General features: G+C 59.8%; 20 protein-coding genes. 14 read left to right on the forward strand and 6 right to left on the reverse strand.

The annotated features are described in order from the left end of the window. The first annotated feature begins 118 nt into the window (after positions 1-118). From U9R61_RS01695 to U9R61_RS01715, 5 genes are all read left to right on the forward strand, one after another. A complete protein-coding gene (locus U9R61_RS01695; RefSeq protein WP_322487096.1) occupies positions 119-253 on the forward strand; it encodes a hypothetical protein in 135 nt (44 codons plus the stop codon). A gap of 81 nt (positions 254-334) precedes the next feature. Then, positions 335-493, forward strand: coding sequence for a hypothetical protein (locus U9R61_RS01700; protein WP_322487097.1), 159 nt, complete (start codon positions 335-337; stop codon positions 491-493). 12 nt (positions 494-505) lie between these two features. Further along, on the forward strand, positions 506-799 hold the full coding sequence (locus tag U9R61_RS01705; RefSeq protein ID WP_322487098.1) for a hypothetical protein: 294 nt from the start codon (positions 506-508) through the stop codon (positions 797-799). Between the two features lie 40 nt (positions 800-839). Next, complete coding sequence (locus U9R61_RS01710; protein WP_322487099.1) at positions 840-1,505, forward strand: hypothetical protein; 666 nt, start codon at positions 840-842, stop codon at positions 1,503-1,505. After that, positions 1,505-3,130, forward strand: coding sequence for an McrB family protein (locus U9R61_RS01715; RefSeq protein ID WP_322487100.1), 1,626 nt, complete (start codon positions 1,505-1,507; stop codon positions 3,128-3,130). The genes U9R61_RS01710 and U9R61_RS01715 overlap by 1 nt, the downstream gene beginning before the upstream one ends. Before the next feature lie 7 nt (positions 3,131-3,137). Here U9R61_RS01715 and U9R61_RS01720 read toward each other — a convergent pair whose 3' ends face one another. Beyond that, on the reverse strand, positions 3,138-3,752 hold the full coding sequence (locus U9R61_RS01720) for a WD40/YVTN/BNR-like repeat-containing protein (protein ID WP_322487101.1): 615 nt from the start codon (positions 3,750-3,752) through the stop codon (positions 3,138-3,140). A 172-nt stretch (positions 3,753-3,924) separates the two neighbouring features. Between U9R61_RS01720 and U9R61_RS01725 the strand changes: the two genes are divergently transcribed. The 3 genes from U9R61_RS01725 (at position 3,925) to secA (ending at position 10,234) form a co-directional block, all read left to right on the forward strand. After that, positions 3,925-4,974: a sensor histidine kinase gene (locus U9R61_RS01725; RefSeq protein ID WP_322487102.1), complete on the forward strand. Its 1,050-nt coding sequence runs from the start codon at positions 3,925-3,927 to the stop codon at positions 4,972-4,974. Then, complete coding sequence (locus U9R61_RS01730) at positions 4,940-7,165, forward strand: HD domain-containing phosphohydrolase (RefSeq protein WP_322487103.1); 2,226 nt, start codon at positions 4,940-4,942, stop codon at positions 7,163-7,165. The genes U9R61_RS01725 and U9R61_RS01730 overlap by 35 nt, the downstream gene beginning before the upstream one ends. A gap of 78 nt (positions 7,166-7,243) precedes the next feature. Then, a complete protein-coding gene (secA, locus tag U9R61_RS01735; protein WP_322487104.1) occupies positions 7,244-10,234 on the forward strand; it encodes a preprotein translocase subunit SecA in 2,991 nt (996 codons plus the stop codon). 263 nt (positions 10,235-10,497) lie between these two features. Here the strand turns inward: secA and U9R61_RS01740 are convergent, their stop codons facing one another. The 4 genes from U9R61_RS01740 to gnd form a co-directional block, all read right to left on the reverse strand. Beyond that, on the reverse strand, positions 10,498-10,866 hold the full coding sequence (locus U9R61_RS01740) for a hypothetical protein (RefSeq protein WP_322487105.1): 369 nt from the start codon (positions 10,864-10,866) through the stop codon (positions 10,498-10,500). 57 nt (positions 10,867-10,923) lie between these two features. Continuing rightward, positions 10,924-12,063: a glucose-6-phosphate dehydrogenase assembly protein OpcA gene (locus tag U9R61_RS01745; protein WP_322487106.1), complete on the reverse strand. Its 1,140-nt coding sequence runs from the start codon at positions 12,061-12,063 to the stop codon at positions 10,924-10,926. Positions 12,064-12,075: 12 nt separating this feature from the next. Then, positions 12,076-13,596 (reverse strand): glucose-6-phosphate dehydrogenase, encoded by a 1,521-nt coding sequence (zwf, locus tag U9R61_RS01750; RefSeq protein WP_322487107.1) that lies wholly within the window; start codon positions 13,594-13,596, stop codon positions 12,076-12,078. Positions 13,597-13,740: 144 nt separating this feature from the next. Further along, positions 13,741-14,643, reverse strand: coding sequence for a phosphogluconate dehydrogenase (NAD(+)-dependent, decarboxylating) (gene gnd / locus U9R61_RS01755; protein WP_322487108.1), 903 nt, complete (start codon positions 14,641-14,643; stop codon positions 13,741-13,743). Between the two features lie 220 nt (positions 14,644-14,863). Between gnd and U9R61_RS01760 the strand changes: the two genes are divergently transcribed. Then, complete coding sequence (locus U9R61_RS01760) at positions 14,864-16,315, forward strand: LCP family protein (protein WP_322487109.1); 1,452 nt, start codon at positions 14,864-14,866, stop codon at positions 16,313-16,315. 82 nt (positions 16,316-16,397) lie between these two features. On the opposite strand, the gene U9R61_RS01765 is transcribed toward U9R61_RS01760, so the two are convergent. Further along, positions 16,398-17,954 (reverse strand): PucR family transcriptional regulator, encoded by a 1,557-nt coding sequence (locus U9R61_RS01765; protein WP_322487110.1) that lies wholly within the window; start codon positions 17,952-17,954, stop codon positions 16,398-16,400. A 198-nt stretch (positions 17,955-18,152) separates the two neighbouring features. Here U9R61_RS01765 and U9R61_RS01770 point away from each other — a divergent pair, with 198 nt between their 5' ends. The 5 genes from U9R61_RS01770 (at position 18,153) to U9R61_RS01790 (ending at position 24,209) form a co-directional block, all read left to right on the forward strand. Further along, positions 18,153-18,593 carry a MarR family transcriptional regulator gene (locus tag U9R61_RS01770; protein ID WP_322487111.1) on the forward strand — a complete coding sequence of 147 codons (441 nt, stop codon included), beginning with the start codon at positions 18,153-18,155 and terminating at the stop codon, positions 18,591-18,593. A gap of 81 nt (positions 18,594-18,674) precedes the next feature. Then, positions 18,675-19,913, forward strand: a complete 1,239-nt coding sequence (locus U9R61_RS01775; RefSeq protein ID WP_322487112.1) for an extracellular solute-binding protein — start codon at positions 18,675-18,677, stop codon at positions 19,911-19,913. A 95-nt stretch (positions 19,914-20,008) separates the two neighbouring features. After that, the gene (locus U9R61_RS01780) at positions 20,009-21,088 is read left to right on the forward strand and encodes a sugar ABC transporter permease (protein WP_322487113.1); all 1,080 of its coding nucleotides are present in this window, start codon (positions 20,009-20,011) and stop codon (positions 21,086-21,088) included. Next, complete coding sequence (locus tag U9R61_RS01785) at positions 21,081-22,178, forward strand: sugar ABC transporter permease (protein WP_322487114.1); 1,098 nt, start codon at positions 21,081-21,083, stop codon at positions 22,176-22,178. Before U9R61_RS01780 ends, U9R61_RS01785 begins: the two co-directional genes overlap by 8 nt. A gap of 123 nt (positions 22,179-22,301) precedes the next feature. Then, positions 22,302-24,209: an alpha-amylase family glycosyl hydrolase gene (locus tag U9R61_RS01790; protein WP_322487115.1), complete on the forward strand. Its 1,908-nt coding sequence runs from the start codon at positions 22,302-22,304 to the stop codon at positions 24,207-24,209. The last annotated feature ends 127 nt before the right edge of the window (positions 24,210-24,336 follow it).

A 24,336-nucleotide genomic window follows, 5' to 3' on the forward strand; every position in this document is an offset into this window, starting at 1 on the left:
GAACACGGTAAGCCAAATCGGCTTCGATCTCTTGCGCGTGGTCGTTGTGGTTGAAAGAGTTTAAACGGTTGCATGCCAAAGTCTTTCTCCGCGAGGATCAATTCACGAGCACGGTGCCGTGCTGCGCGACCTTTATGCCCGCATCACCGGCTATCCCGCCCGCACCGAAGATGGCGTTTGGATATTGAGCAACGACGTGAAATGTGACGAGCGCCGGCAGCGCGCACTCTTCGCCGCTTTAGCCAGCGACTGAATGGGCAAAGATAGCCGGCGAGGCGCACCCTACGTATGGTACGTATGGGTGGTCAGTCACTTAGCCGATGGACATGGGCGCGTGTCGCCGCGTTCCTTTCTGGCCGCGATTCGGGCGGCGGCTAAAGACTCGAAGCGCTATCCGAACTATCCCTACCCGCTCCATTACGAAAGCATCACACGCGGCGTCCAACAAGCATCACAGACACGGGTGGATGAAATTGCTGAAGACTATCCGTAGTTCACGAAACTGATGGAGCCGCTCCGCGGCCTATCCGTACCTTACCCTTGCCCGATTGAAACGATGATAGCGCGCTGGCAAGAACGCTTTCCGAACGGGCCGGTTGATCTTGGCGGAAACTATTTGCCGCCACTATGGACTGATGACGGATGGAGCGGCATCAAAAATCATTTGCGTCACCTTGGCATTTTTGCATTCACGAGCGACAATCGCGTCAACATGCCCGACATCTACCGGATCGGTTTCGGGCTTGGCCGGCGCGGCTGGGTCAAACCGATCAAAACTGGAACATCACCGGTGGTATAATGTTATATCAATACCACCCGTCTGCGCCAGAGGATGCCTTATGCTCACCTACGAGCAATTGATTGCCCTGTTGATCGAAAGCTTCGAGCAACACCAGATCAACATCGTCCACACTCAAGAACTGCTTGACGTTCACACGTTGGGGCGCAGCCTGCACGTGACTTGTTTGCCGCCGAACGTTGACAAAACCGGCATGTTGATGCAACCGCCATTGCGCGCTGTGGTGAGCATCCACTGGCCAGCGGAGCTGACCATTGCCTCATTGCACGGCCAACCCATCATTGATGCACTCAACCAGATCGTCGCCGAGCGGCTGCACACGATGCGGCGCGCGAGCCCAATGGCGTTCGACGTGACCTATTTCCTGCCGCTGAGCGATAACGAACAGCAGGCAGCCGATTTTGAAGATACCACCGCCAAGATCCTTGACCTCTTTGTGCGCCATGCTGACATTGAGGATAACTTCGAGATCAACGGCGTCCTCCGCTTAAGCAGTGAACAGTCGCCAGCACTGGCGCAATTAACCGTGAGCCGGCTTTTCCCGATGGAGCGATTGCAGGCTAAGGCGGTGGAAGAGGTGATTGCGGCCATGAGCGGCGAACTGTGCGAGATCCTGCCGCAGTTAGCAACGATCTTTCCGCCAACGCCGGGCGATCCTGAACCGGGGCTTGATCCGCAGTTTTATTTGCGACCACCGACTGTCTGATGCCATTTTCGCCTTCCGCGCTGCAAGCACTGCTCCAACCCGGCGTGAGCGAGCGCTGGCAAGCGGTGCAACGCTGGTTGCACCCCGACATGCTGACACTGGCCAACCGTGCCGCCGAACGGGCGGCAGCGCTTTTGCCGCGACAGTGGCCGCTGTACGAGTTGAGCTTCAAGACGCGACGCACGATTGATCGCGGCAAGGGCCGGCGCGATCCGATCGAAGACTATTGGTTCGCGTTCGACCGGCCACCGCGTGGGGCCGGCGTTATGCTGACGGTGAGCGGGGTTGAACGCACGGTCACGGTGGGCTTGCAACTGTGGGGAACGCGGCGACCGCAACTGGCCCGGCTCTGGCGCGAAGCGCGCCCGTTGTGGGCAGAGCTAATCGACCGGATCGGCGCGGAAGGGCAGGCGCGGTTTGCCAGCCGTCGCCCACCCGCGCCGGGCATACGCTGGATCGATCACTATCTGACCCAACGGCAAGCCCAGTACCTGTGGGCCGGTTTTGTCTATCCGTGGGACAACGTACCGCCCGATGAGCGGCTGATTGATGATCTCTGCGCGTTGCTGCCGCTCAATGAAGCCTTGATGGAGCTGGCCGAGATCGAGCTGGCGACCACCCATACCTTGCGCGAGACGCCAGAACGCTACCACGTCGGATTGCCGCCGTTCGAGCAGATTGCCGCCACGATTCGCCGGCGCGGCATGGTGATTGATGAACGCATGCTGGAAGCGTTTCATCTGGCGGTGCAAGCGCGGCCCCTCGTGATTCTGGCCGGGCCGAGCGGCAGCGGCAAGACGTGGCTAACCCGGCTGTACGCCGATGCGCTGATCGGCGGCGGTGAAGGCCAACCTAACCCGATCTACCTGCTGGTGGCAGTGCAACCCGACTGGCACAGCGCCCGCGACCTGCTCGGCTATTACAACACGCTTACCGGTCTCTACCAGCCGACCGCATTTCTGCGCCATGTGCTCAAGGCTGCCGCCGACCCCGATCAGACCTACATCGTCTGCCTCGACGAGATGAATCTGGCCCGGCCCGAATACTATCTGGCGCCGATCCTCTCGACGATGGAGACGGCCGAGGGGTTGATCGATCTCGGCACCCCGCTGGCCGAAACGCCGCTGACCGGCGGCGGGGTGGTGCGCAACCCGCTGCGCTGGCCGGCCAATCTACGCTTGATCGGCACCGTCAACGTCGATGAAAGCACCTTCTTACTCAGCGACAAAGTGCTTGATCGGGCCAACTTGATCGAACTAGGGAGCATTGATCTCGACCGCTTCCGCGCCGCGTATCAAGGCGTCATCGACGACCAAATCTGGCAGATGCTGGCCGCGATCCAGACCCACATGGCAGCGGCAGGAAAACCAGCGGGGTATCGGGCCTTAGGAGAAACACTCCGCTTCATCGAACAAGCCAGCGGGATGAGTCCATTCGAGGCGCTCGACTTACAGATGCTCCAACGCCTCTTGCCGCGCCTGCGCGGCGACGACAGCCCGCGCTTCCGGCAGGCGCTGCGCGGGTTGCACGCGCTCTGTGAGGGAAGGCTCCCGCGCAGCGCAACCCGGCTCGAACAGATGTTAGCCCGGCTTGATCGCGAGGGGTATACGGATTTTTACGGCTGATCCGGCGTCACGCCACCCGCACCGCGGCGAGACAACGCACCGGCGAAGGGACACTGCCCACCGGTTGCCACGTGCGCCCGCGATCATCGCTACGCCAGATCTGGCCGGCATCGGTACCGGCCCACACCACGTCAATATGGTAGGTGCTCGGCGCAAACGCACTGAGCGCACCTTGCCACGCACCGGTCACTTCCTGCCACGTCTTACCGCCATCCTCGCTGCGCAGCAAGCGGGAGCCATGCGCGACCGCTGCCAACAACACCTCTTGCTTCCCCGACAACACTGCTAGCAAATGTGCATCCGGCAGGCCCAGATCGGCATTACGCCAAACGCCCATCCCCTGCACGGTCGCTACCGGCAAGCGATCACTGGCGAGAAAATTAAACAACGCCCGATCCTCAGCATCGGCCTCGCGCCACTGCCGGCCACCATCATCACTACGCAAAAAGGCCTGCTTCGTCGCCACCACCAGACTCAGCGAATCGGCGGCAACCAGCGCAAACACCTGCTCGCCGGCCAACGCCGTATCGGGCAACAAGCGCCAGCGACCCGCACCACCCGGATCACTGAAGATGTACAGACCATTATCGGCGCCAACGTAAAGCACTCCAGCCTTTGCCATGCCGCCTCCTCCACCATATCTCAAACAGGCGCACTCTGCAAACCTCACGCGATTGTAGCATACCATTGCATGATGCAATGTGATATGATGATAGAGTATCTCAAGCTAAAGCACATCCCCGTTCGATGGTGCCACATAGTTGCTCGCTGCACAATCACTGCGGGAGGGGATTATGTCGCTCGCACATCTGCGCCAGCTTTGGCAGAGCGCCAATCCGGCATCAAGCGCACTGCGCTTAGCGTTTTGGTACACGATCATTGCCGGAGCATGGATAGCCTTCTCTGACCGGCTCCTCGCGTTTATGATCAACGATATCAAGAGCTTGACCGACTGGCAGACGGCGAAAGGCTGGTTGTTTGTGCTGGCAATGGCCGGTTGGTTGGGAGGGGAACGGTGGCACACGCTCACACGATACCAGCGCATCAACGACGAACTCCGCGCCCTCAATGCCTCGCTCGAACAGCGCATCGCCGAACATACCGCGCCATTGCAGGCTGCGAATGCCGAATTGAGCCAGCTTAATCAAGAGCTTGAATCCTTTACTGCGACTATCTCGCACGACATCAAAGTGCCGCTGCGCGTCATTGACGGCTATAACCAACTCCTCTTACGCTTCCATGCGCACCGGCTCGACGATGACGGCAAACAATGCCTCAATAGCATTCGCACGGCAACCACCCAAATGAACCAGCTCATTGACGATTTACTTGCCTATACCCACATTGAACGCAAAGTTCTGGAATATGCCGAGATTAACCTTGCAGCCATCATCGAAGAGATTTTGGCCATGCACACCGATCAAATCGAGACACGCGGCGTCATTGTCGAACAGGATATTCGCTGCCCGATGATGCGCGGCGACGAGATTGGCATCACCTTGGCGCTGCGCAACCTGATTGACAACGCGCTAAAATTTACGGCCCATGTCCCTCAACCGCGGCTGGCAATTGGCGCAGAAGCCGTGGGTGATACGGTGCGATTATGGGTCAAAGATAACGGAATCGGGTTTGACATGCGCCATCACGAGCGAATTTTTGCCATCTTTCAACGCTTGCACCCCCAAGATGCGTATCCCGGTTCCGGCGTTGGGTTAGCGATTGTGCAAAAAGCGATTGAGCGCATGGGCGGACGGGTTTGGGCCGAGAGCAGCCCCGGCGCCGGCGCAGTCTTCTACGTGGAGATTCCGCATGCCACTACATCACCTGCATCTGTTGCTGATTGAAGATAATCTCTTCGACGCCGATCTCTTCCGGCGCGCAATGCTCCTGCACGATGCTACGATCACCATCACGCATATCGATTCGTATCAAGCTGCATACGCCCATCTCAGCAGTTTATCAACGACTGCGCCATCCTACAATGGGGTAATTCTCGACTTACACCTCCGTGATGGCGATGGCCTCGATCTGCTCGCCTACATCAGAGCCCGCCATCTGCCCCTAACTGTGATCATCCTGACTGGCGGCGGCGGCGATCACATGGTGATTAGCGCCCTGAAAGCCGGCGCCGATGATTATGTCATCAAGCGCGATGACTACCTCGACCGGATCAGCGCGATCATCGAGCAGGCGTGCCAGCGGTTTCATTCCCAACAAGCGCGGCGCAGCCAGACAATTACCGTCACCTATGTTGAATCCGGCGCGACCGACAGCGAAACAACGATCCACTATTTGCAACGCACCGCGCCCCACCTGCACTGTGTGCCGGTGCGCAGCCAGCGCACGTTTGTGCATGCTTTAGCCCGGGGCCATCCTGCCGGTGATGTCGTACTGATCGACTGCGCTCAACCACGCTTGGCAATGCTCGATCTCGTGAAAGAACTGCTCCAATTCCGCCGGCTGGCGCAACCGATCATCGTGATGGCCCAGCCGGGCAACGAGGAGTTTCCCTTACAAGCATTACGTCTTGGCGTGGCCGATTATATTATCAAACGGGAAGGCTTTCTCGCCCAATTGCCGATCGCGATAGAAAACGCCCACTACCGCGCCCAACTCCACCAGCAAAACGAGCGCCTCCGGCTACAAGCCCAAGCGCTCAACGACGCCGCCAACGCGATTATGATCGCTGACCGCAACGGTATCATCGAGTGGGTCAACCCGGCTTTCACCACCTTGACCGGCTACGAAGCAACCGAAGCGATCGGCCAATCAACCCGCCTTTTGCGTTCCGGCAAACAAGATCGCGCCTTCTACACCGCGCTCTGGGATCAGATTCTGGCTGGTAACCCATGGCGGGGCCGGCTGATCAACCGGCGCAAAGACGGCAGTCTCTACCACGAAGAGATGACGATTACGCCGGTCACTGATGAAGACGGCATGATCAGTCACTTTATCGCCATTAAACAGGATATTTCCGAACAGGTCGCCCGCGAGCAGCGTCGCGCCACGCTGGCCGCAATTGGGACATCCCTGCGCCCGGCACAATCGTGGGCCGAATTGACGCCAATCTTGTTGGAGAGGGTGCGCGAGACATTTGCAGCCGAAAGCATTGCCCTCTTGCGGCCACATAACGGCATCTTGCATGTTGATATCGCGCTGAGTCATCTAGCTACACTTGAACAACAACCAGCGGTGCTTGCCAGCTTAAGCGATCGGTTTCGGCACATCAGCGGCCCTATTTCGGTCTCAGACCTGCTCAGCGCGACCGGCAAGACCGTGATCGGCGCACCATTGTACGCCGCGAATCGCTTGGTGGGGGTCTTGTTGTTGCAGCGGGCCACGCCGCTGAGCGAAGCCGAGCTGGACTTACTGAACGACATTGCCGAGCTGTCCGCCAACGCGCTGCACCGCACCGACCTCTTCGATCAACTGCGCGCGGCGAATGCCGAATTGCGCGCCGCGTATGATGAGACGATTGAAGGCTGGTCGCGCGCGCTCGATCTGCGTGACCGCGAGACCGAAGGCCATTCGCGCCGCGTGACCGAATTGACGGTACGGATCGCTGCGCGTATGGGCTTTAGCGAGGAAGAGCTGCTGCACGTGCGCCGCGGCGCGCTGTTGCACGATATTGGCAAGATGGGCATTCCCGACGCGATCTTGCTCAAGCCCGGCCCGCTCAACGATGAAGAGTGGAAAGTTATGCGCACCCACCCCACACTCGCGGTCGAGCTGCTGCACCCAATCGCCTTTCTCGCGCCTGCGCTCGACATTCCGTGGTGCCACCACGAAAAATGGGATGGCACCGGCTACCCGCGCGGTCTGCGCGGCGAGGAGATCCCGCTGGCAGCGCGTATCTTCGCCGTGGTTGATGTCTACGACGCTCTGACCAGTGACCGGCCCTACCGGGCCGCGTGGTTGCGGGAACGGGCGCTAGCTTATATCCGCGAACAAGCCGGTTGCCACTTCGATCCGCGAGTGGTGAAAGTTTTCGAGCAGGTCATCGCTGAAATGGGCAGCAATGATATAATGAGATGAGGAAACGACGGGCGCAGCGCGCTGCGCCCGTACCTGATTGCAGGGGTTCAGTGCGCTGCGCCCGTATAAGGAGTTGGTATGTTGAATTTTCTCCGGCGGTTGCTGGGTGACAGCAACGAGAAAGAGATACGCCGGCTGCAGCCAATAGTGGAAGAGATCAACCAACTTGGCCCCGAATTCGCCAAGTTGAGCGATGCCGAGCTGCGCGCCAAGACTGATGAATTCCGCCAGCGTCTGGCCGATGGCGAGACGCTTGATGATATACTACCCGAAGCCTTCGCTACCGTGCGCGAAGCAGCCGCGCGCACGATTGGGATGCGCCATTTCGATGTGCAGTTGATCGGTGGCATTGTGCTGCACCAAGGCAAAATCGCCGAGATGAAGACCGGCGAAGGCAAGACGCTCGTCGCCACCTTGCCGCTCTACCTCAACGCGCTCGAAGGCAAAGGCGCCCATTTGGTCACCGTCAACGACTATCTGGCCAAAATCGGCGCCGGATGGATGGGGCCGGTTTACCACTTCCTCGGCCTCTCGGTCGGCTTTATCGCCCACGAACAGAGCGCGTTGTACGATCCTGACTACATCGATCCCAACGCCAACCCCGAAGACCAGCGCCTCGTCCATTGGCGACCTTGCACCCGGCGCGAAGCTTATCTGGCCGACATCACTTACGGCACTAACAACGAGTTCGGCTTCGACTATCTGCGCGACAATATGGCCTACGAGAAATCACAGCTCGTGCAGCGCGAGTTGCACTACGCCATCGTTGACGAGGTTGACAATATCTTGATTGACGAAGCGCGCACGCCGTTGATCATCTCTGGCCCGGCGCAGAAGTCGTCTGATCTCTACCGCCAGATGGCGAAGCTCGTTCGCCAGTTGCGCCGCTCGTCGGTGACGGCCAAGCAGGTGAAAGAGGAAGGGCTGGAGCCGGACGGCGATTTCTTCGTCGATGAGCGCACCAAGAGCATCTACCTGAGCGAAAAGGGTATCGAGAAGCTCGAAAAGCTGCTCAATATCCCTGCCGGCGAGAGCCTGTTCGATCCCGAACACTACGAGAAGACCCACTACGTCGAGAATGCGCTTAAGGCACAGTTTATCTACCAGCGCGACCGCGACTATATGGTGACGCCGAACGGCGAAGTGGTGATTATCGATGAGTTCACGGGGCGCGCGATGCCGGGCCGGCGCTGGAGCGACGGCCTCCATCAGGCGATCGAGGCCAAGGAAGGCGTGGCGATTAAGAATGAGAATGTGACGCTGGCCACCATCACCTTCCAGAACTACTTCCGCATGTACAAGAAGCTGGCCGGTATGACCGGCACGGCGTACACCGAGCGGGAAGAGTTCGCCAAGATTTACAATCTCGATGTGGTGGTCATTCCAACCCACCGGTCGATGATCCGTGAGGATCTGCCTGATCAGATTTACGCCACCGAAGAGGCGAAATTTAACGCCGTGCTGCGCGAAGTGCAAGAGATGCACGAGATCGGGCGACCGGTGCTAATCGGCACCACTTCGGTTGAAACCTCCGAGCGGATCAGCGCGATGCTCAAGCAGGCCGGCATCCCGCACAATGTGCTCAACGCCAAGCATCACGAACGCGAAGCGGCGATTGTGGCGCAAGCCGGGCGCAAAGGCGCGGTGACGGTCGCCACCAATATGGCGGGTCGCGGTACCGACATTCTGCTCGGCGGCAACCCCGATGGTTTGGTTGAGGAGTTTCTGCGCAACGAGGGGCTGAGCATCGAAACTGCTACTCCCGAGCAGAAGCGAGCCGCATGGGAGAAGGCGAAAGCGCTGACCGAAGCCGAAGGCGAGGAGGTGCGCAAGCTCGGCGGTTTGCACGTGATCGGCACCGAGCGCCACGAGGCGCGCCGGATCGACAACCAGTTGCGCGGGCGCGCCGGTCGCCAAGGCGATCCCGGCTCGTCACGCTTCTTCCTCTCGCTCGAAGATGAATTGCTGCGCCGGTTTGGCCCGGTCGACCGGATCAGAGGCTTGATGGAGCGGTACGTTGGTTTCGATGTACCATTGCAAGCCGGCCTGCTCGATCGCACAATCGAAGGTGCGCAGACCCGCGTCGAGGGCTACAACTTCGATGCCCGCAAGCACACTGTCGAGTTTGACGACGTGATGAATAAGCAGCGCCAGATTATCTACGCCGACCGCAAGGCTATCCTCGACGAAGCCGACATGCGCGAGCGGGTGCTCGATCTGATGGCGGAGGAGATTCAGAGCCAGATCGACGAGCATCTGAGCGATGAGTCTGATGAGCTTGAGTTGACCGAGGTCTTGCGCGCGTATCGCCGGATCAACCCGACTCTGCCGCCGACCGTCACTGCCGAGACGTTGAAGGGGAAGAAGAAAGAGGAGATTGAGCAGTTCTTGCTCGATCAGCTCGAAACCGCTTACGCCGAGCGCGAGAAGGCGATTACCCCGGAAGTGATGCGCACCGTCGAGCGACGAGTGATGTTGGGCGCGATTGACCGCCAGTGGGTCGATTATCTGACCGCAATGGACGAATTGCGGCAGAATATTCTTTTGCAAGCCTACGCGCAGAAAGACCCCTTGGTCGAGTTTAAGCGCGAGTCGTTCCGCATGTTCGATGAGCTGAAGGAGAATATTGCGCGCGATATTGTTTACAACGTGATCCCGGCCTCGTTCCAGTATGAAGCCTACCTGCGCCAAATCGCCGAAGAGCAGGCCCGCCGTTTGGCAACCGCTCAAATCGCCGGCGGCAGCAGCGAGGTTGATCAAGCGCGCAAACCGCAACGCCGTTCTACACCGCAGATCGGGCGCAACGATCCGTGCCCATGCGGCAGCGGCAAGAAGTTCAAGCATTGCCACTTGGGTCGCGAGCACGAGTTGGCGAGTTTAGGGAATGCAACGCCGGTGGCAACGCCTGCGCCTTCACCAGCTAAGCCAGTGCGTCCGGCCAACCCGGCTATCGCCGAAGAGGCGGCCAAGATCAAAGCTGCGATCGATAGCGGCCAATTGCCACCAAACGGCTCCGCCGCGCAACGCGGGCGCAGCCCCCAATCAGTGCCGCGGGGAAAGAAGCGATAACATCACGCCCCTACCCCTTGCCCCTCCCCCGCTGGGGGAGGAAAAGGTACGACTCCCTCCCCCGGAGGGGGATGGCTGGGGTGGGGACATATCCCACTCCCTGCTTGTTATTGCTTCGCCGCAGCGGGGCAATCTCCTCCACGCACGGGATGGATACACTCAGCCATTCTTCCCGCCAAAGCGGGAGATTGCTTCGGGCACTGCGCGCCCGCGCAATGACATATGGGCCGCGCCGCGCACCCATAGCAGGGCTGCTGCCCTTGCTACATCGTCAAAAACGACAAATAAAAGATCAACAAAAAGATAAACGACACTGCATTCGCAATCAGCGCCGCCATGTAACTAGGGGCAGCTTTACGTTTGCGGATCAGCATCAGCACGAAGCCCTCAACCAGCACCGCTACCACAAACGCCCCGACAATCACGAATAACGGGTTTTCTAACGCCAGCAGCAATTGGCCCAGCAGCACAATCACCACCGATGACACGATACTGGCCACCACCACATCACCCAACGCGCGAAAGAGCGGTTGCCATTTGATCTGCACCATCGCCTGCCATTCAATCAACAGCATTAGGATAATGATGCCAACACCGAGCGGGCTCAGGAAGAGTTCTTGAAACGGAAACATCAGCGCGATCCTTGTCTGCATACATGCGGTTGGTGAAGCATTATAGCGGATCTCCCGCTATGGCAACGCCAACCGTCGCGCCAGCCCGCCAGCGAGATGCAGCGCCGCGGCAAAGGTACGGTCGCGGCTGAGCAGCCGTAGTTCGCTGTTGAGCAGATCGGCCAGTACTGGCCGATCAATCGTCGCCGTGCGTTCGATCGGGTGTGCACCGGTAATGGTCGCTCGCGTGCAAGCATGGCCGGCATCACTCGTCAATTCGACCACAAACTCTGCCTGCTGATTATCCACCACCCGCAGCACCAACCGTGCTAACCCCTCAACACCCGCCCGATCGACTGGCCGGATTGCTACGCTCACCAGCCGGATGGCCGCCGGCCCCACCCCCACCGCCGGTCGCCGCAGGTAGATTTGGATGGTCTCGCCCTCGATCCCGACCGCGTCTTCCAGCGGTGTCCATTTCAAACAACTCGTCAGCCAGCCTACAAAGAGCAGCGCCGCTACCGGATTCGGACGGTTGCCGGCGGCGTATTCGATCACGATCTCGTCAATCCGGTGCAAATGCGGTAAAAAGGGGCGCGTATCGAAGAATTGGGCCGTCAACTCGCGCCACGGGGTCAGGCGCGTCCAACCCAAATCGCTCACCGCCGGCGCACCGTTGGCTGTCTGTTCAAACGCGGCCAACTCGGCCAACTCACGCAGCGGATCAACAAAGCTGGTCGAATCGACGATGAGCCGGTCGCAGAGCCGGTAGAGCCGTTGCACCAGCGGCTGGGCGAAGGGCTGCGGGCCGGGAGCCCACAGCACCACCGGCAGATCGGGCACCAGCAGCGGCAAGACGAGGCTGGCCAGTTGCCCAGCCGGTGCGCCGCGGGCGCTAATCGTCACTTGCTCGCCGCAGACCTGCGTGCGGCCAGCATTGGCTAGCGTGCAGAGCGCCTGTGCATTCGCCTGCAACTCGGTCGCCGGGCCGGGCCGGTCAATCACGATCACGGTACGGTTGGGGTGTTGCGCCGTGAGCGCCGGTGCTACCGCCAAGGCTTGTTCGGCCCAATCATCATCAGGCGCGCGCACAATCAGGTTGAGCGTCAGCGCCCGAATCACCGCTTGCCCGCCAGCTTCAGGATGCGTCGCTTGCTCTTGCCACATCTGGCGCAATTCGCGCTCGATCGCATTGATGTCGATTGCCGCTTCGCTCATACCATCTCCATCCTATAGTCGCCGCCACGACCGGCCATCGCGGGCGATAAATTCATCGGCTGCCGCCGGCCCCCAACTACCAGCTTCGTAATTGGGGAACGGCTGCGGCGTGCCTTCGGCCCATGCCTGCAAGATCGGCGTCAACAGCGCCCAACTGGTTTCAACCTCGTCACGGCGGGTAAAGAGGGTGCCATCACCGAGCATGCAATCGAGCAACAGCCGCTCATAGGCTTCTGGTGAAGTGACGCCGAACGATGCACCGTAGCGAAAATCCATTGTCACCGGACGGATCTGCGGTTGGCCGGGAGTTTTCGAGCTGAATTTGAGCGAAATCCCTTCGTCAGGCTGGATCTTGATCGCCAAGACGTTTGGATCGAGATCGTTGAGCGGCGTATCGGCAAAGATCATCGTCGGGGCCGCCTTGAACTGAATCGCGATCTCGCTCACCCGCCGCGGCAGGCGCTTGCCGCTGCGCAAGTAGAACGGTACACCAGCCCAGCGCCAATTGTCGATAAACAGCTTCAACGCCACATAGGTCTCGGTTTGCGAAGTAGGCGACACACCTTTCTCTTCGCGATAGCCGCGCACCGGGCGGCCATTGGCGCTGCCCGGCCCGTACTGGCCGCGCACCGTATCGTTGACGGACAACGGACGCACTGCGCGCAACACCTTGACCTTCTCGTCGCGCACCGCATCGGCGTCGTAGAGCGACGGCGGCTCCATTGCCACCAGACACAGCAACTGCATCAGGTGGTTTTGGATCATATCGCGCAGTACGCCAGAGGTATCGTAATAGCCGCCGCGATCCTCGACCCCGATGGTCTCGGCCACGGTAATCTGCACGTGATCAATGTGGCTCCGGTTCCAGATCGGCTCGAAAATGCCGTTGGCGAAGCGAAAGATCAAGATATTCTGCACCGTCTCTTTGCCGAGATAGTGATCGATGCGGTAGACCTGATCTTCGCGAAAGACCGACAACACCTCGGCGTTGAGCGCCTGCGCGCTGGCGAGGTCGTGGCCAAACGGCTTCTCGATGATAATCCGTGTCCATCCATTTGAACGCGCTAGCCCGTGCGCGCCGAGCTGGGCAATAATCGTGGGGTACGCTTCGGGTGGCGTGGCCAGATAAAAGACGCGATTGCCACCGGTGCCGCGCTCGGCGTCGATCACCGCTAGCCGCTCGGCCAAACTGGTATAGGCATCAGCCTCGGCAAAACTGCCGCGATGGTACTGAATCCCTTGGGTGAAACTGGCCCACAATTCGGGATCAACCGACCCAGAGCGCGAATTGGCATTGACCGCCTCGCGCAGCAGATCGCGAAAATAATCGTCGCTCCAATCGCGGCGAGCGAAGCCGACCACTGAAAAACCGCCGGGCAAGCGGCGTTCGCGGGCTAGATTGTAGAGCGCCGGCACCAATTTGCGGCTGGTCAGATCACCGCTAGCACCGAAAATCACCATCGTGCAAGGTTCGGGGGTGCGGCCAATGCGCAACCCGGCCCGCAGCGGATTATCCAAAACAGGCGTCGCCATGCGCTCACTCCGTGCTTGTTTTTTATCGCAGAGGCGCAGAGGTGTTTGATATGCTACGGCAAGACAACTTCCCGGCGCTGAATACCATCCTCTTGTCCTTCCCCTACAACCTCGGCGACCTCTACGGCAAACAATACCTTCACCTTACTCCGCCTTCTTGACCGCGTGGCCGCCGAACTGCTGGCGCAGCGCGGCCAGCACCTTGGCACTGAAGCTGTCTTCCTGCCGCGAGCGGAAGCGCATCTGCAATGAGAGGGTAATGATCGGCGCCGGTACATCGAGATCAATGCTCTCTTGCACCGTCCACCGTCCCTCGCCGCTGTCTTCGACATAACCGCGGATGCTGCTCAGATCGGCATCGGCGCTGAACGCGCGCTCGGCCAATTCCAACAACCACGAACGCACCACGCTGCCCTGATTCCAGAGGTGGCTAATCTTGGCTAGATCAAAATCGTAGCGCGACTGGCGCAAAATCTCAAAGCCTTCGGCATACGCCTGCATCATGCCATACTCGATGCCGTTGTGGATCATCTTGACAAAATGGCCGGCTCCATGCGGCCCGCACAGCAGATAGCCATCCGGCGGGGCCAGCGTCTGCAAGAGCGGTTCGACGTGGCGGAACGACTCCTCGTCACCGCCGACCATCATGCAGTAGCCGACCTGCAAGCCCCAAATCCCGCCGCTGACGCCAATATCGAGAAACCGCAAACCCTGAGCCACCAACTGCTCGGCGTGGGCAATGCTCGCCTTATAATTATTGTTGGCGCCATCGATCACAATATCACCCGGCGCGAGCAACGGTGTCAACGCGGCCAAATGCTCGTCGGTGGCAGCACCCGCCGGCAACATCAACCACACTACGCGCGGCGGGGTCAGCATCGCCACCAAATCGGCCAACTCTTCCGCCGCGATCAAATCGTGCTCAGCCGCCAATTCACGCGCTTTGGCAACGGTACGGTTATAGACAATCACCCGGTGGCCGCCGCGGCGCAAGCGAATCGCCATATTCGCGCCCATCCGGCCCAAACCGATTAATCCTACTTCCATCAGTCGCTCCTCAAGCTAACTATTGCGAGTGCAATCGATCATCCTTGCTAAGCATTATACTCCGGTCTGATGACGACGCGAGGGCAATGCGGTATGCTGATTGGCGTTACGCAGGGTCATGGCGCTCGCGGATACCAACATCTGGGCCGTTGCGACACAACGTCTGGCTTGGCAACGTCTCTACTATAAAGAATGATCCCTATTACTTCGGAGGTTATGTATGTCAAACATCCCCAACCATCAACCGCCTCGCCCTCCGGCTGGCCGCCCGCCCTACACCGGCGAGACGCTGGTGATGCGACGGATCGAGCATAAAGGCGCTCGCCAAAGCCCGCCACTGCCACCGCAGGCTACGCCGCCACGTCGCGCCACACCCAAGCGGCGGCGCTGGTCAATGAGTTGGATCGGGCTGGGGATAGTGGCAATCGTTGCGCTAGCGCTGGGGTTTGGCTACTGGCAAATCCACCGGCTGGCGCAACGGATCGTGGTTACCGACCCGCGCGGGCCGGTCATCACCTCGCCATTATTGGGAGCGAATATCTTGGTGATTGGGGTTGACATCCGGCGTGACCGTCCCGAAGAGGGGATACGCAGCGACACGTTGATGCTCGTGCGGCTCGATGGTATTGGGGGATGGGCTAACCTGCTTTCGATCCCGCGCGATACACAGGTTGATCTGCCCAACCGTGGCCCTAGCAAGATCAATGCCGCCTACGCTTACGGCTACTACCACTCAACCGAACTCTACGGCGACGGTATAAGCCCGGAACAGGGCGGGATGGCGTTCGCCGCCGACATAGTCAGCCGGTTTCTCAACTTCGAGCAACGCGGTATGCGGGTCGATCACGTGGTGCAGATCGATTTTGACGGCTTTGCCGCCTTGATTGACGCCCTCGGCGGGATTACGATCGACGTGCCGCGCCGGATCGTCGATAACGCCTATCCCACCCCCGACTACGGCGTCATGCAAGTCGTCTTTGAACCCGGCCCGCAACGGATGGATGGCGCGCGGGCCTTGATCTACGCCCGCACGCGCCACGCCGATAACGACTTTGGCCGCACCGAACGGCAACAACAGGTTGTACAAGCGATCGTGAATGAGATCCAGCAACGCAACTGGTTTGAGCGGATGCTGCTGTTGCCGCACCTGCTCGATGCCGTCACCCAAACTGGCGATACGCCGGCAATTCTGACCACCCTGCCGCTTGCCAACTTCGACACTCTACTGGCAATGGGCCGGCTGGCCGCCAACCTTGATCCGGCGCTGATCGGGCGCTACCGGATCGAACCGGGCAGCGTCGCGGTGCAAGAGAACGGCACCAACCTGATCTGGGATGCCAGCGATGTAGCGGCGCTGGTCAATCGCTGGCTGACGCCGCCGGGAGAGGCGAGCGAGCAAGCGCGGGTGCAGGTGCTCAATGGGGCCGGCGTGGTTGGGTTAGCCCGCCGCACCAGCGAAGAGCTGAGCGCCAACGGCTTTACGGTGCTCGCCCCTGCTGACGCGCCGCCGGGAGACTACCCGCGCACGGTGGTGTATCAAGCCGGCAACGTCCCCTTCACCGCTCGCCGGCTGGCCCAAATGCTCGGCGCTGAGGTGATTGTTGGTAAACCGGCAGCAGTGTATAGCGAGGCAGAGATTGTGGTCATCTTGGGCCGCGATCGCACGCCGTGAAGTCAGAGAGTGGGGAATAGGGAGCAGGGAGCAGGGCAGGTAGCATTATGATGCACTCATCCCAATCCTTATTCCCTCACGCTTACCCCTCCTCCAAAGTCGAGAGAATGCGGTGCGCGCGTACAGCCAGCCAGAGCGCAAAATGCTCCTCGGCGTTGTCGAGATCCATCCCGCTAATCTCTTTGATGCGCTCGATGCGGTAGAGCAACGTATTGCGGTGAACGTGCAACGCTTCGGAAGTGGCGCGCAGATTGCCGAGGTGGTTGAAATAGGCTTCGAGCGTCTTGATCAGATCGGCGTGCTGGCGTTTATCATACTCGGCAAGGCTGGCGAGCGTCTCGCGGTAGAACGACCACAGCTCCGGCGTCTCGCGCAAGCGGATGAGCAAGCGGTAGACGCCTAAATCGCCAAACGCAAGCACGCGATCGTTCCCGAAAATCTGGCGGCCAAGGCTGAGAGCCTGTTCGGCTTCTTCGAGCGTGCGCCGCCATTCCGAGAGATGGGCTGCCGGCATGCCAACGGCCAGTACGATATTCGGATGGTCGAGCAACAAACGCTCACGCAACTGCTCGGCCACCTCGCGCGCCCGGCTGACGGTCGGCGAGGGCAACATACAGAGCACATTGCTCTCGCGTCGCGAGATAGGCGCATTGATATTCAGCCGCTTCAGCTCATTCTGAATATTTGCCGCTGCCCGTCCTAACGTCGCCGCACTGGCACCATCGATATGCACCAGCACTGCCGTATGGGACGTCGTAAGGGTATAGCCCAATTCTTGGCCACGCTGGATCGCTGCGGCCATATCGGCAGGCGGCCCAGCCAGAATACTGGCGATAAAATCGCCGCGCAACCGCTCTTCGACAGCCTGCACCGCCTGTTCTTTAGCCAATTCGAGCGCCAATGCCAACGCACCGCGCTGCACCGCCGTGCGATCCCATGGATCAAGCGTCGCGCCGGCAATCGCGACATAGCCGGTTGGCACACTGCTATTGCCAATCGGCTCGACCCAGATTTGCTGGTTGAGCAAACTCGTCTCACCGCGACCAGAGGGCCGCAGCGCCTGCAAAGCCAGCCGGGCCTGCCCGCGCCCGCGCTGCGCCCGAATCACGCCATTCGGCGCATAACAGGCCACACTCTGGCCGGTGCGCTCGTGCAGAATATCGAGCAAGCCGCCAATCCCGCCGCCTTGCAATGAACGCTGGGTCAGCAAATCGTAGAGCTGGGCGGCCCGCCGCTCGAACTGGGCTTCATAATCGGTAATCAGGCGCGTGATCTCACGCTCGACCTCGCGCAGATCGACCCCATCGGGCAAATGCAACAACGGCAGCCGGGCCTCTTCCGCCGCTTGCTGATCTTCGGGTGTGATCACGCCCAACGCAGCAACGCCGGCAATCGGCACCGGCGCCTGCGCCAAGCGACGCACCAACACCGCTAATGTTAACCGCGCATCGAGTGCGCGCGCCGCTTCAACCGATAGCAAGGCAAGTTCACCACCGCGAAGTTCGGCAAAGGCCGGCAACGTAGCGCGGAGGGTGGCAATCCAACTAACCTGACGCCCCAAGCCGGCAGCGCCAGCGACGACCGCAGTGCCCTCCGGCAACGCTAGTCGCACAACATCGCGAACGGTGATGGTTACCATACTAATGCATCACAAATCGTGATCACCGAAGTTGACCGTATTATACATTGTTCTGGTGATCAACGGCGCACGTCCCTCTTGACAACCGCTTGTCACATCTGCTATAATCTCGCTCACAACATTTTTTTATACAACTATTTTGTTGACAACGAAGTTATCCAAATGCCTATGACGCCATCCGGCACCGAGCAGCACCGTATGATCCAAGAAGTTTACGTCTTACTGGATGATGGTGACCGCCGTCTGCTGCGCCAATTCCAGCTCAACCCTACCCAGTACGCGGCGCTGCTGCTGCTGGCTGAACATCATGGCGTGCGGCTGTCGGATCTGAGCGTCCATCTGTTGATTGACAAGAGCAGTATGACCCGTCTGATTGACCGCCTTAGCTCTCTCGGTTTGGTTGAGCGTATCGCTGATCCGAGTGACCGGCGCGTGCAACGGATCGGGTTAACGGCGCATGGCCGCGCCCACTTAGCCAAGGTGCATGCTGCGCATAGCGAATCACTCGCGCGCCGGTGGGCGGTGCTTGATGGGGCTGAACGTGAATTGCTCACTCGCTTGCTGCTCAAGCTCCGGCGCGAATTGACGATCATCCAACATGAGAGTGAAGGAGGTGCGATATCGAGCGATAGCGATTGATTGTCCCATCTCATCACCATCGTTTCGACGGTATAGTTCCTAATTATTTGGGCATTGTTGCCCCAGCCAAAGGAGAAACGTGTGAAGCGCCTGTCGTTTGCACTGTTCGCGTTGCTGACCCTGTTCGCCACCCTCCTCGCTGCTTGCGGCCAACCCACTCCCGCCGCCCAACCCACGACTGCTCCTGCTCAAGCTACGACTGCGCCGGCCCAACCTGCCGCCGGCGGCATGGCCATTACCGGCACTGTCACGCTCTGGCATGCCTATGGCACCGGCAGCGCCGAGGAGAAGGCGATCAATATGTTGATTGATCGCGCCCGCGCCGCCTACCCGCAGGCCACCATCAATGTGCTGCAAATCCCCTTCGATCAGATTTTCAATAAGTTCAATAACGAGGTCTCGTCGGGCGGCGGCCCCGATATGTTCATTGCGCCGAATGATAGCCTTGGCAGCCAGATCCGCGCTGGGGTGCTGGCCGATCTGAGCGAATATCAGAGCATGTTGACCGATGCCGCGCCGACCGGCGTGGCCGGTATGTCACTCAACGGCAAACTGTACGGCATCCCTGAGTCGTTTAAGGCGGTGGCGCTCTACTACAACAAGAGCAAGATCACTAACCCGCCAGCGACCACCGATGAGCTGCTGGCACTGGTTAAAGAGGGCAAAACGCTGGTGCTCAACCAAAATGCCTACCACAATTTTGGCTGGTTGCAGGCGTTTGGCGGCCGGTTGATGGATGACAACGGCAAGTGCACTGCCGATCAGGCCGGCGGCTCTGAGTGGTTTGCCTACCTCAAGGCGCTGAAGGAAGTGCCGACTGTCACCTTCTCGACCGACGGCGGCCAAGCTGACTCGCTGTTCAAAGACGGCAAGGCCGACATGATCATTAACGGCCCGTGGGTGCTGGGTGACTACCGCGCCGTGCTGGGCGACAACCTCGGCGTCGCGCCGATGCCGGGAGCCGTTAATCCGGCTGGCCCGCTCACCGGCGTCGATGGCTTCTACGTCAGCATCAACAGCCAGAACGTGGCCGGCGCGGTGGCGTTGGCGATGTTCCTGACCAACCCCGAATCGATGAAGATCTACGTCGATGAGGCCGGCCACGTGCCAGTGAGCACCAAGGTGCAGATCAGCGATCCGCTGGTGCAGGCCTTCGCGCAGGCGTCGGCGACCGGCGTGCCGCGACCGCAGATCCCCGAACTCGACAACTACTGGGGCCCGTTCGGCGATGCAATGACTAAGGTACTCGACGGCGGCGCTGATCCCAAGGCTGCTATCACCGAAGCCTGCGCGCTGATGAATACCGCTAACGGCAAGTAATCCGTTTAACCGCCTGCCAGACCCTCAACGGGGAGGGTCTGGCAGTGTTATCATACGCAATACCTGAACGTTCCAACCGCAGGGGAGGAAGCCGCATGGCAACCACAAATCCAGAGCTGGCCTCGCCAACGGCGCGAGCGCCGCGCTCAGCTCTGTACGAGGGGTGGAAACAACTGCGCACCCCGATTGTCTATCTGCTGCCAGCGCTGGTGATTATGCTGGTCGTCACCTTTTACCCGCTGGCGTTTCAAGTCTGGATGTCGTTTACCGACTATGGCGTGATCAAAGAAGAGGGGAAACAGACGCTCAACCCCTTTGGTCCCGGCGGCACGACCCCGCCCAATTACCGGCCGGCCCAGTTTGTCGGTTTTAAGAACTATCTTGATATTATTACCAATAACCCGCAATTTGTCGCTCGCCTTGGCGGTAACTTCGATTTTTGGCGCTTACTGGCCTTCAACTTGTGGTGGACGTTCTCGAATGTCGGGTTTCACGTCGCGCTGGGCATTATTATCGCTGTCGTGTTGAACGTGGACGGGCTGTGGGGACGCAAAATCTATCGAGCCATTTACATTTTACCGATGGTATTGCCGAATATCGTGGTCGCCACGGTCTGGCGCAATATGTTTGATGACCAGTACGGTTCGATCAATCAGTTGATTAATCTCTTCATCACGCCGTTTGGGCTTGATCCGGTGCAAATTCGCTGGTTCAACCAGATTCAGGACCCTATCCCCGGCATTGGCCTGCCGCTCAGCTATTATGCGATGTTGATTGCCAATATCTGGTTGGGTTGGCCATTTATGACCATCGTGGCCACCGGTGCGCTGCAATCGATCCCGAAAGAGATGTACGAGGCAGCCAGCATTGATGGCGCGACCGGGATGCAGCAGTTCTGGCGGATCACGCTGCCGCTGCTGCGTCCAGCGATGGTACCGGCGGCGATGGTTGGCATTGTCACCACCTTCAACCTTTTCCACGTGATCTACTTTATGAGCGGCGGCGGGCCGCTCGGTCGCACCGAGATTATGGTGACGCAGGCGTTTAAGTTGATCAACGTCAACCAACTCTATGGGGTTGCCGCCGCATTTTCGGTCATTATTGCGCTGGTGCTGATCCCGATCTTCTTGATTACCAACAAGATTTCGCGCGCCACGGAGAGCTACGATGTCTAGTGTGACCGCTCAGCGCCGTTCAGGCAGCACCGCCGCCGGCCGCCGCTTGCAATGGTGGCAGCAATTGGTGTTGCAAGCGATTTGCCTGTTCATCGCCGCGACCGTGCTCTTTCCGGTGCTCTGGATTATGAGCATGTCGCTCGATCCGCGCAACATTTCGCGCCCCACCGAACTGAATCTGATTCCCCCCGGTGCGTCGCTGCAAGCCTATTTACAGGTGCTCGATCGTCCGACCGCCAACCCAGTGACGTTCGCCGAACTGGCGTTTAATAGCCTGCGTCTCGCTGGCGGAGTGTCGGCCTTTGCCCTCCTCATCGGCGTCAGCGCGGCGTATGCTTTTTCGCGCTTCAAGTTTCCCGGCCGGCAGTTTATGATGATTGCGGTGCTAGCGATCACCGTCTTGCCCAGTGTGGCGACGATTGCGCCGCTCTTTGCGCTGCTCAATAGCATTCGCATCAGTAGCGCGATTATGAGTATTGTGCTCATTCTCGCCGGCCTGATGCTGCTCGGTCTCACCCTGTTTGCGGTGGTGCCGGCGATCCGGATTGGCTCGGCGGGGCCGGGCAACTACTTCTTCGGCGCGGTAGGGTTGGTCATTAGCCTTGGCTTGATCTACGGCGGCCTCGCCCCAGCCCGCAGCGAAGTCTTTGTGTTGCGCAATTCGCTGCTTGGGGTCGGGATTGCGATGGTGTCGGGGGCCTTGCCGTTTGCGATTTGGAACCTGAAGGGCTACCTCGACACGATTCCCAAAGAGCTGGAAGAGGCGGCGATTATTGATGGCGCATCGCCGAATCAGGTCTTCTTCCAGATCGTGTTGCCGCTGGCGACGCCGGCACTGGCCGTCACCGGGTTTCTTGGCTTTACCGGCGGCTGGACTGAGTTCTTCCTGTCATGGCAGTTCCTGACCGATCCCAAAGATTTTACGCTGGCGATGTCGCTCTATAACATGACCGGTCAGTACGCCGGACAAATCCCGTGGTCGCGCTTCGCTGCCTTTTCGATTTTGCTGTCGTTGCCGGTAGCGATCGTTTACCTGTTGTTGCAGCGGTATATCATCGGCGGCCTGACATTGGGCGGGGTCAAAGGGTGATGTGATTGCATTGCGGAGCCGCACGGCTGTGCGGCTCCGCAATACCGTTCGGCGATACAACATGTCGAGCCGCACGGCTGTGCGGCTCCAACCATCATCGTAATCCCCAAAGGATCGTTCACCGTGGAACAGATTCACGTCTCTGCCGACTTCATTTTTGGCACGATGGCCACCGATAGCCGCCGGTTGGGGTATGTGCGGGCCGAAATGGCCGGTATTTCCCACCGCTACCGCATGGAACCGGCGGTGCCGCGATCCGGCGAACCGGTGCGGCTGTTCGTCACCCTCGGCCCGTCAATCACCACCGATCGGGTCAGCGTCTACTACACGACCGATGGCAGCGAACCAGACGGGCACCGCGGCCAACCCGCGCCGGGGAGTGCCGTGGCGCAGGGGCATCGCCTTGCCAGCCACTGGGATACGCTGCTGTGGAGCTATATGGAAGAGTGGGCGATCGATCTGCCGCCGCAACCGTCCGGCGCCGTCGTGCGTTACCGGATCGAGGCTTGGCTGAGCAAAGGCGAGGGGTCGCTCTGGTATAGCGAAGTAATCGGCGCGACCGAAGGCGATGGTAGCGTGCTTGGCCATCCCGGCCCCGGTGATCACCACCTGCGCGAAATGGGGGCCGAGTTCAACCTAACCTTTTTCCGCCGTCCGCGCACCTGCGCCTACCGGGTTGGCGACGAAGGCGCACCGGCATGGCTTGATGAAGCCATCATCTACCACGTCTTTATTGACCGGTTTCATCCCGGCCCCGACCGCCAATTTGCCCACCCGCCTACGCCGATGGGCATCTACGGCGGCGCTCTGGCCGGCGTGACCGCTCATCTCGATTACATTGCCAGCTTGGGCACGACCGCGATCTGGCTCTCGCCGCTCTTCCCTTCGCCATCGCACCACGGCTACAATGCCACCGATTACTACAGCGTCGAACCGCGGATGGGGACACTAGCTGATCTGCATACGCTGATCGCCGCTGCCCACGATCGCGGGATGCGGGTGATCTTTGACTACACCGCCAATCACTTTTCGAGCCGGCACCCGATCTTCCATCGTGCCATCAACGATCCAAGCAGTCCGGAACGGGATTGGTTCATCTTTACGCAGTATCCAGACCAGTATGTGTCGTTCTTTGGCGTCGCCGAACTACCGCAGCTTGACCTTGATCATCCGCCGGCGCGCCAGTTTATGATCGACGCGGCGCGCTACTGGCTCGAACAGGGGGTTGACGGCTACCGGCTCGACTACACGATCGGCCCCTCACACGATTTTTGGACGGCTTTTCGCGCTGCGATGCGGGCGATCAAAACCGACTGTGTGTTGTTGGGCGAAGCGGTTGACACGGCTGAGGTATTGCGGTCGTATGTTGGTCGGCTCGACGGTTGTCTTGACTTTCTGCTCTTGCAAGCCATCCGGCGCTTTTTCGCCTTTGATGAGATTAGCGCCAGTACGTTCGCTATCTTCCTCAACCGACATCTGGCTTACTTCCCGCCCGGCTTTGCTCTGCCCAGCTTCCTCGACAACCACGATATGAACCGCTTCTTGTGGGTGGCGCGCGGCGATACCCGCCGGTTGCGGCTCGCCGCCCTCTGCCAATACACGCTGCCCCACCCGCCAGTGCTTTATTATGGCACCGAAGTCGGACTAAGCCAACGGCTCGACGTGCGCCATGCCGACGGCAGCGGCCACCCCGAAGAGTCACGCTTGCCGATGCTATGGGGTGACGATCAGGATCGCGACCTGTTGCAGTTTTACCGGCAATTGGGCGCGCTGCGCCGGGCAACGACCGCCATCTGGCGCGGCGAGCGCGTCTTTACCCACATCGACGACCAGCACCGCCAATTAGCCTATACCTGCACCGCCAACGGCGCAACGTGGCTGGTTGCACTCAACAACGCACCCCACACCGGTGCAATCCCATTGCCGGCTGGCCGCTGGGAGGTTGCACTAGCAACGCAGACCGCTGATACTATCGCCGGTAACGTGATCTTGCCGGCGTATGGCGGCGCTGTCTTACGCCGCCAAGCATAGTGTCGATACCGCGGCGCAGAGGAGCGCAGAGAGAAGCCGTTTTCCAAAGCGCTGCGTTCCCTGCACCCTCAGCGGTGAAGGTCGTTCCGGCACAGGGGCATGATTCGCAGCGTTTGCGCATTCGCCG

It is taken from the genome of Chloroflexus sp., from assembly GCF_034431535.1.
Lineage (GTDB): Bacteria > Chloroflexota > Chloroflexia > Chloroflexales > Chloroflexaceae > Chloroflexus.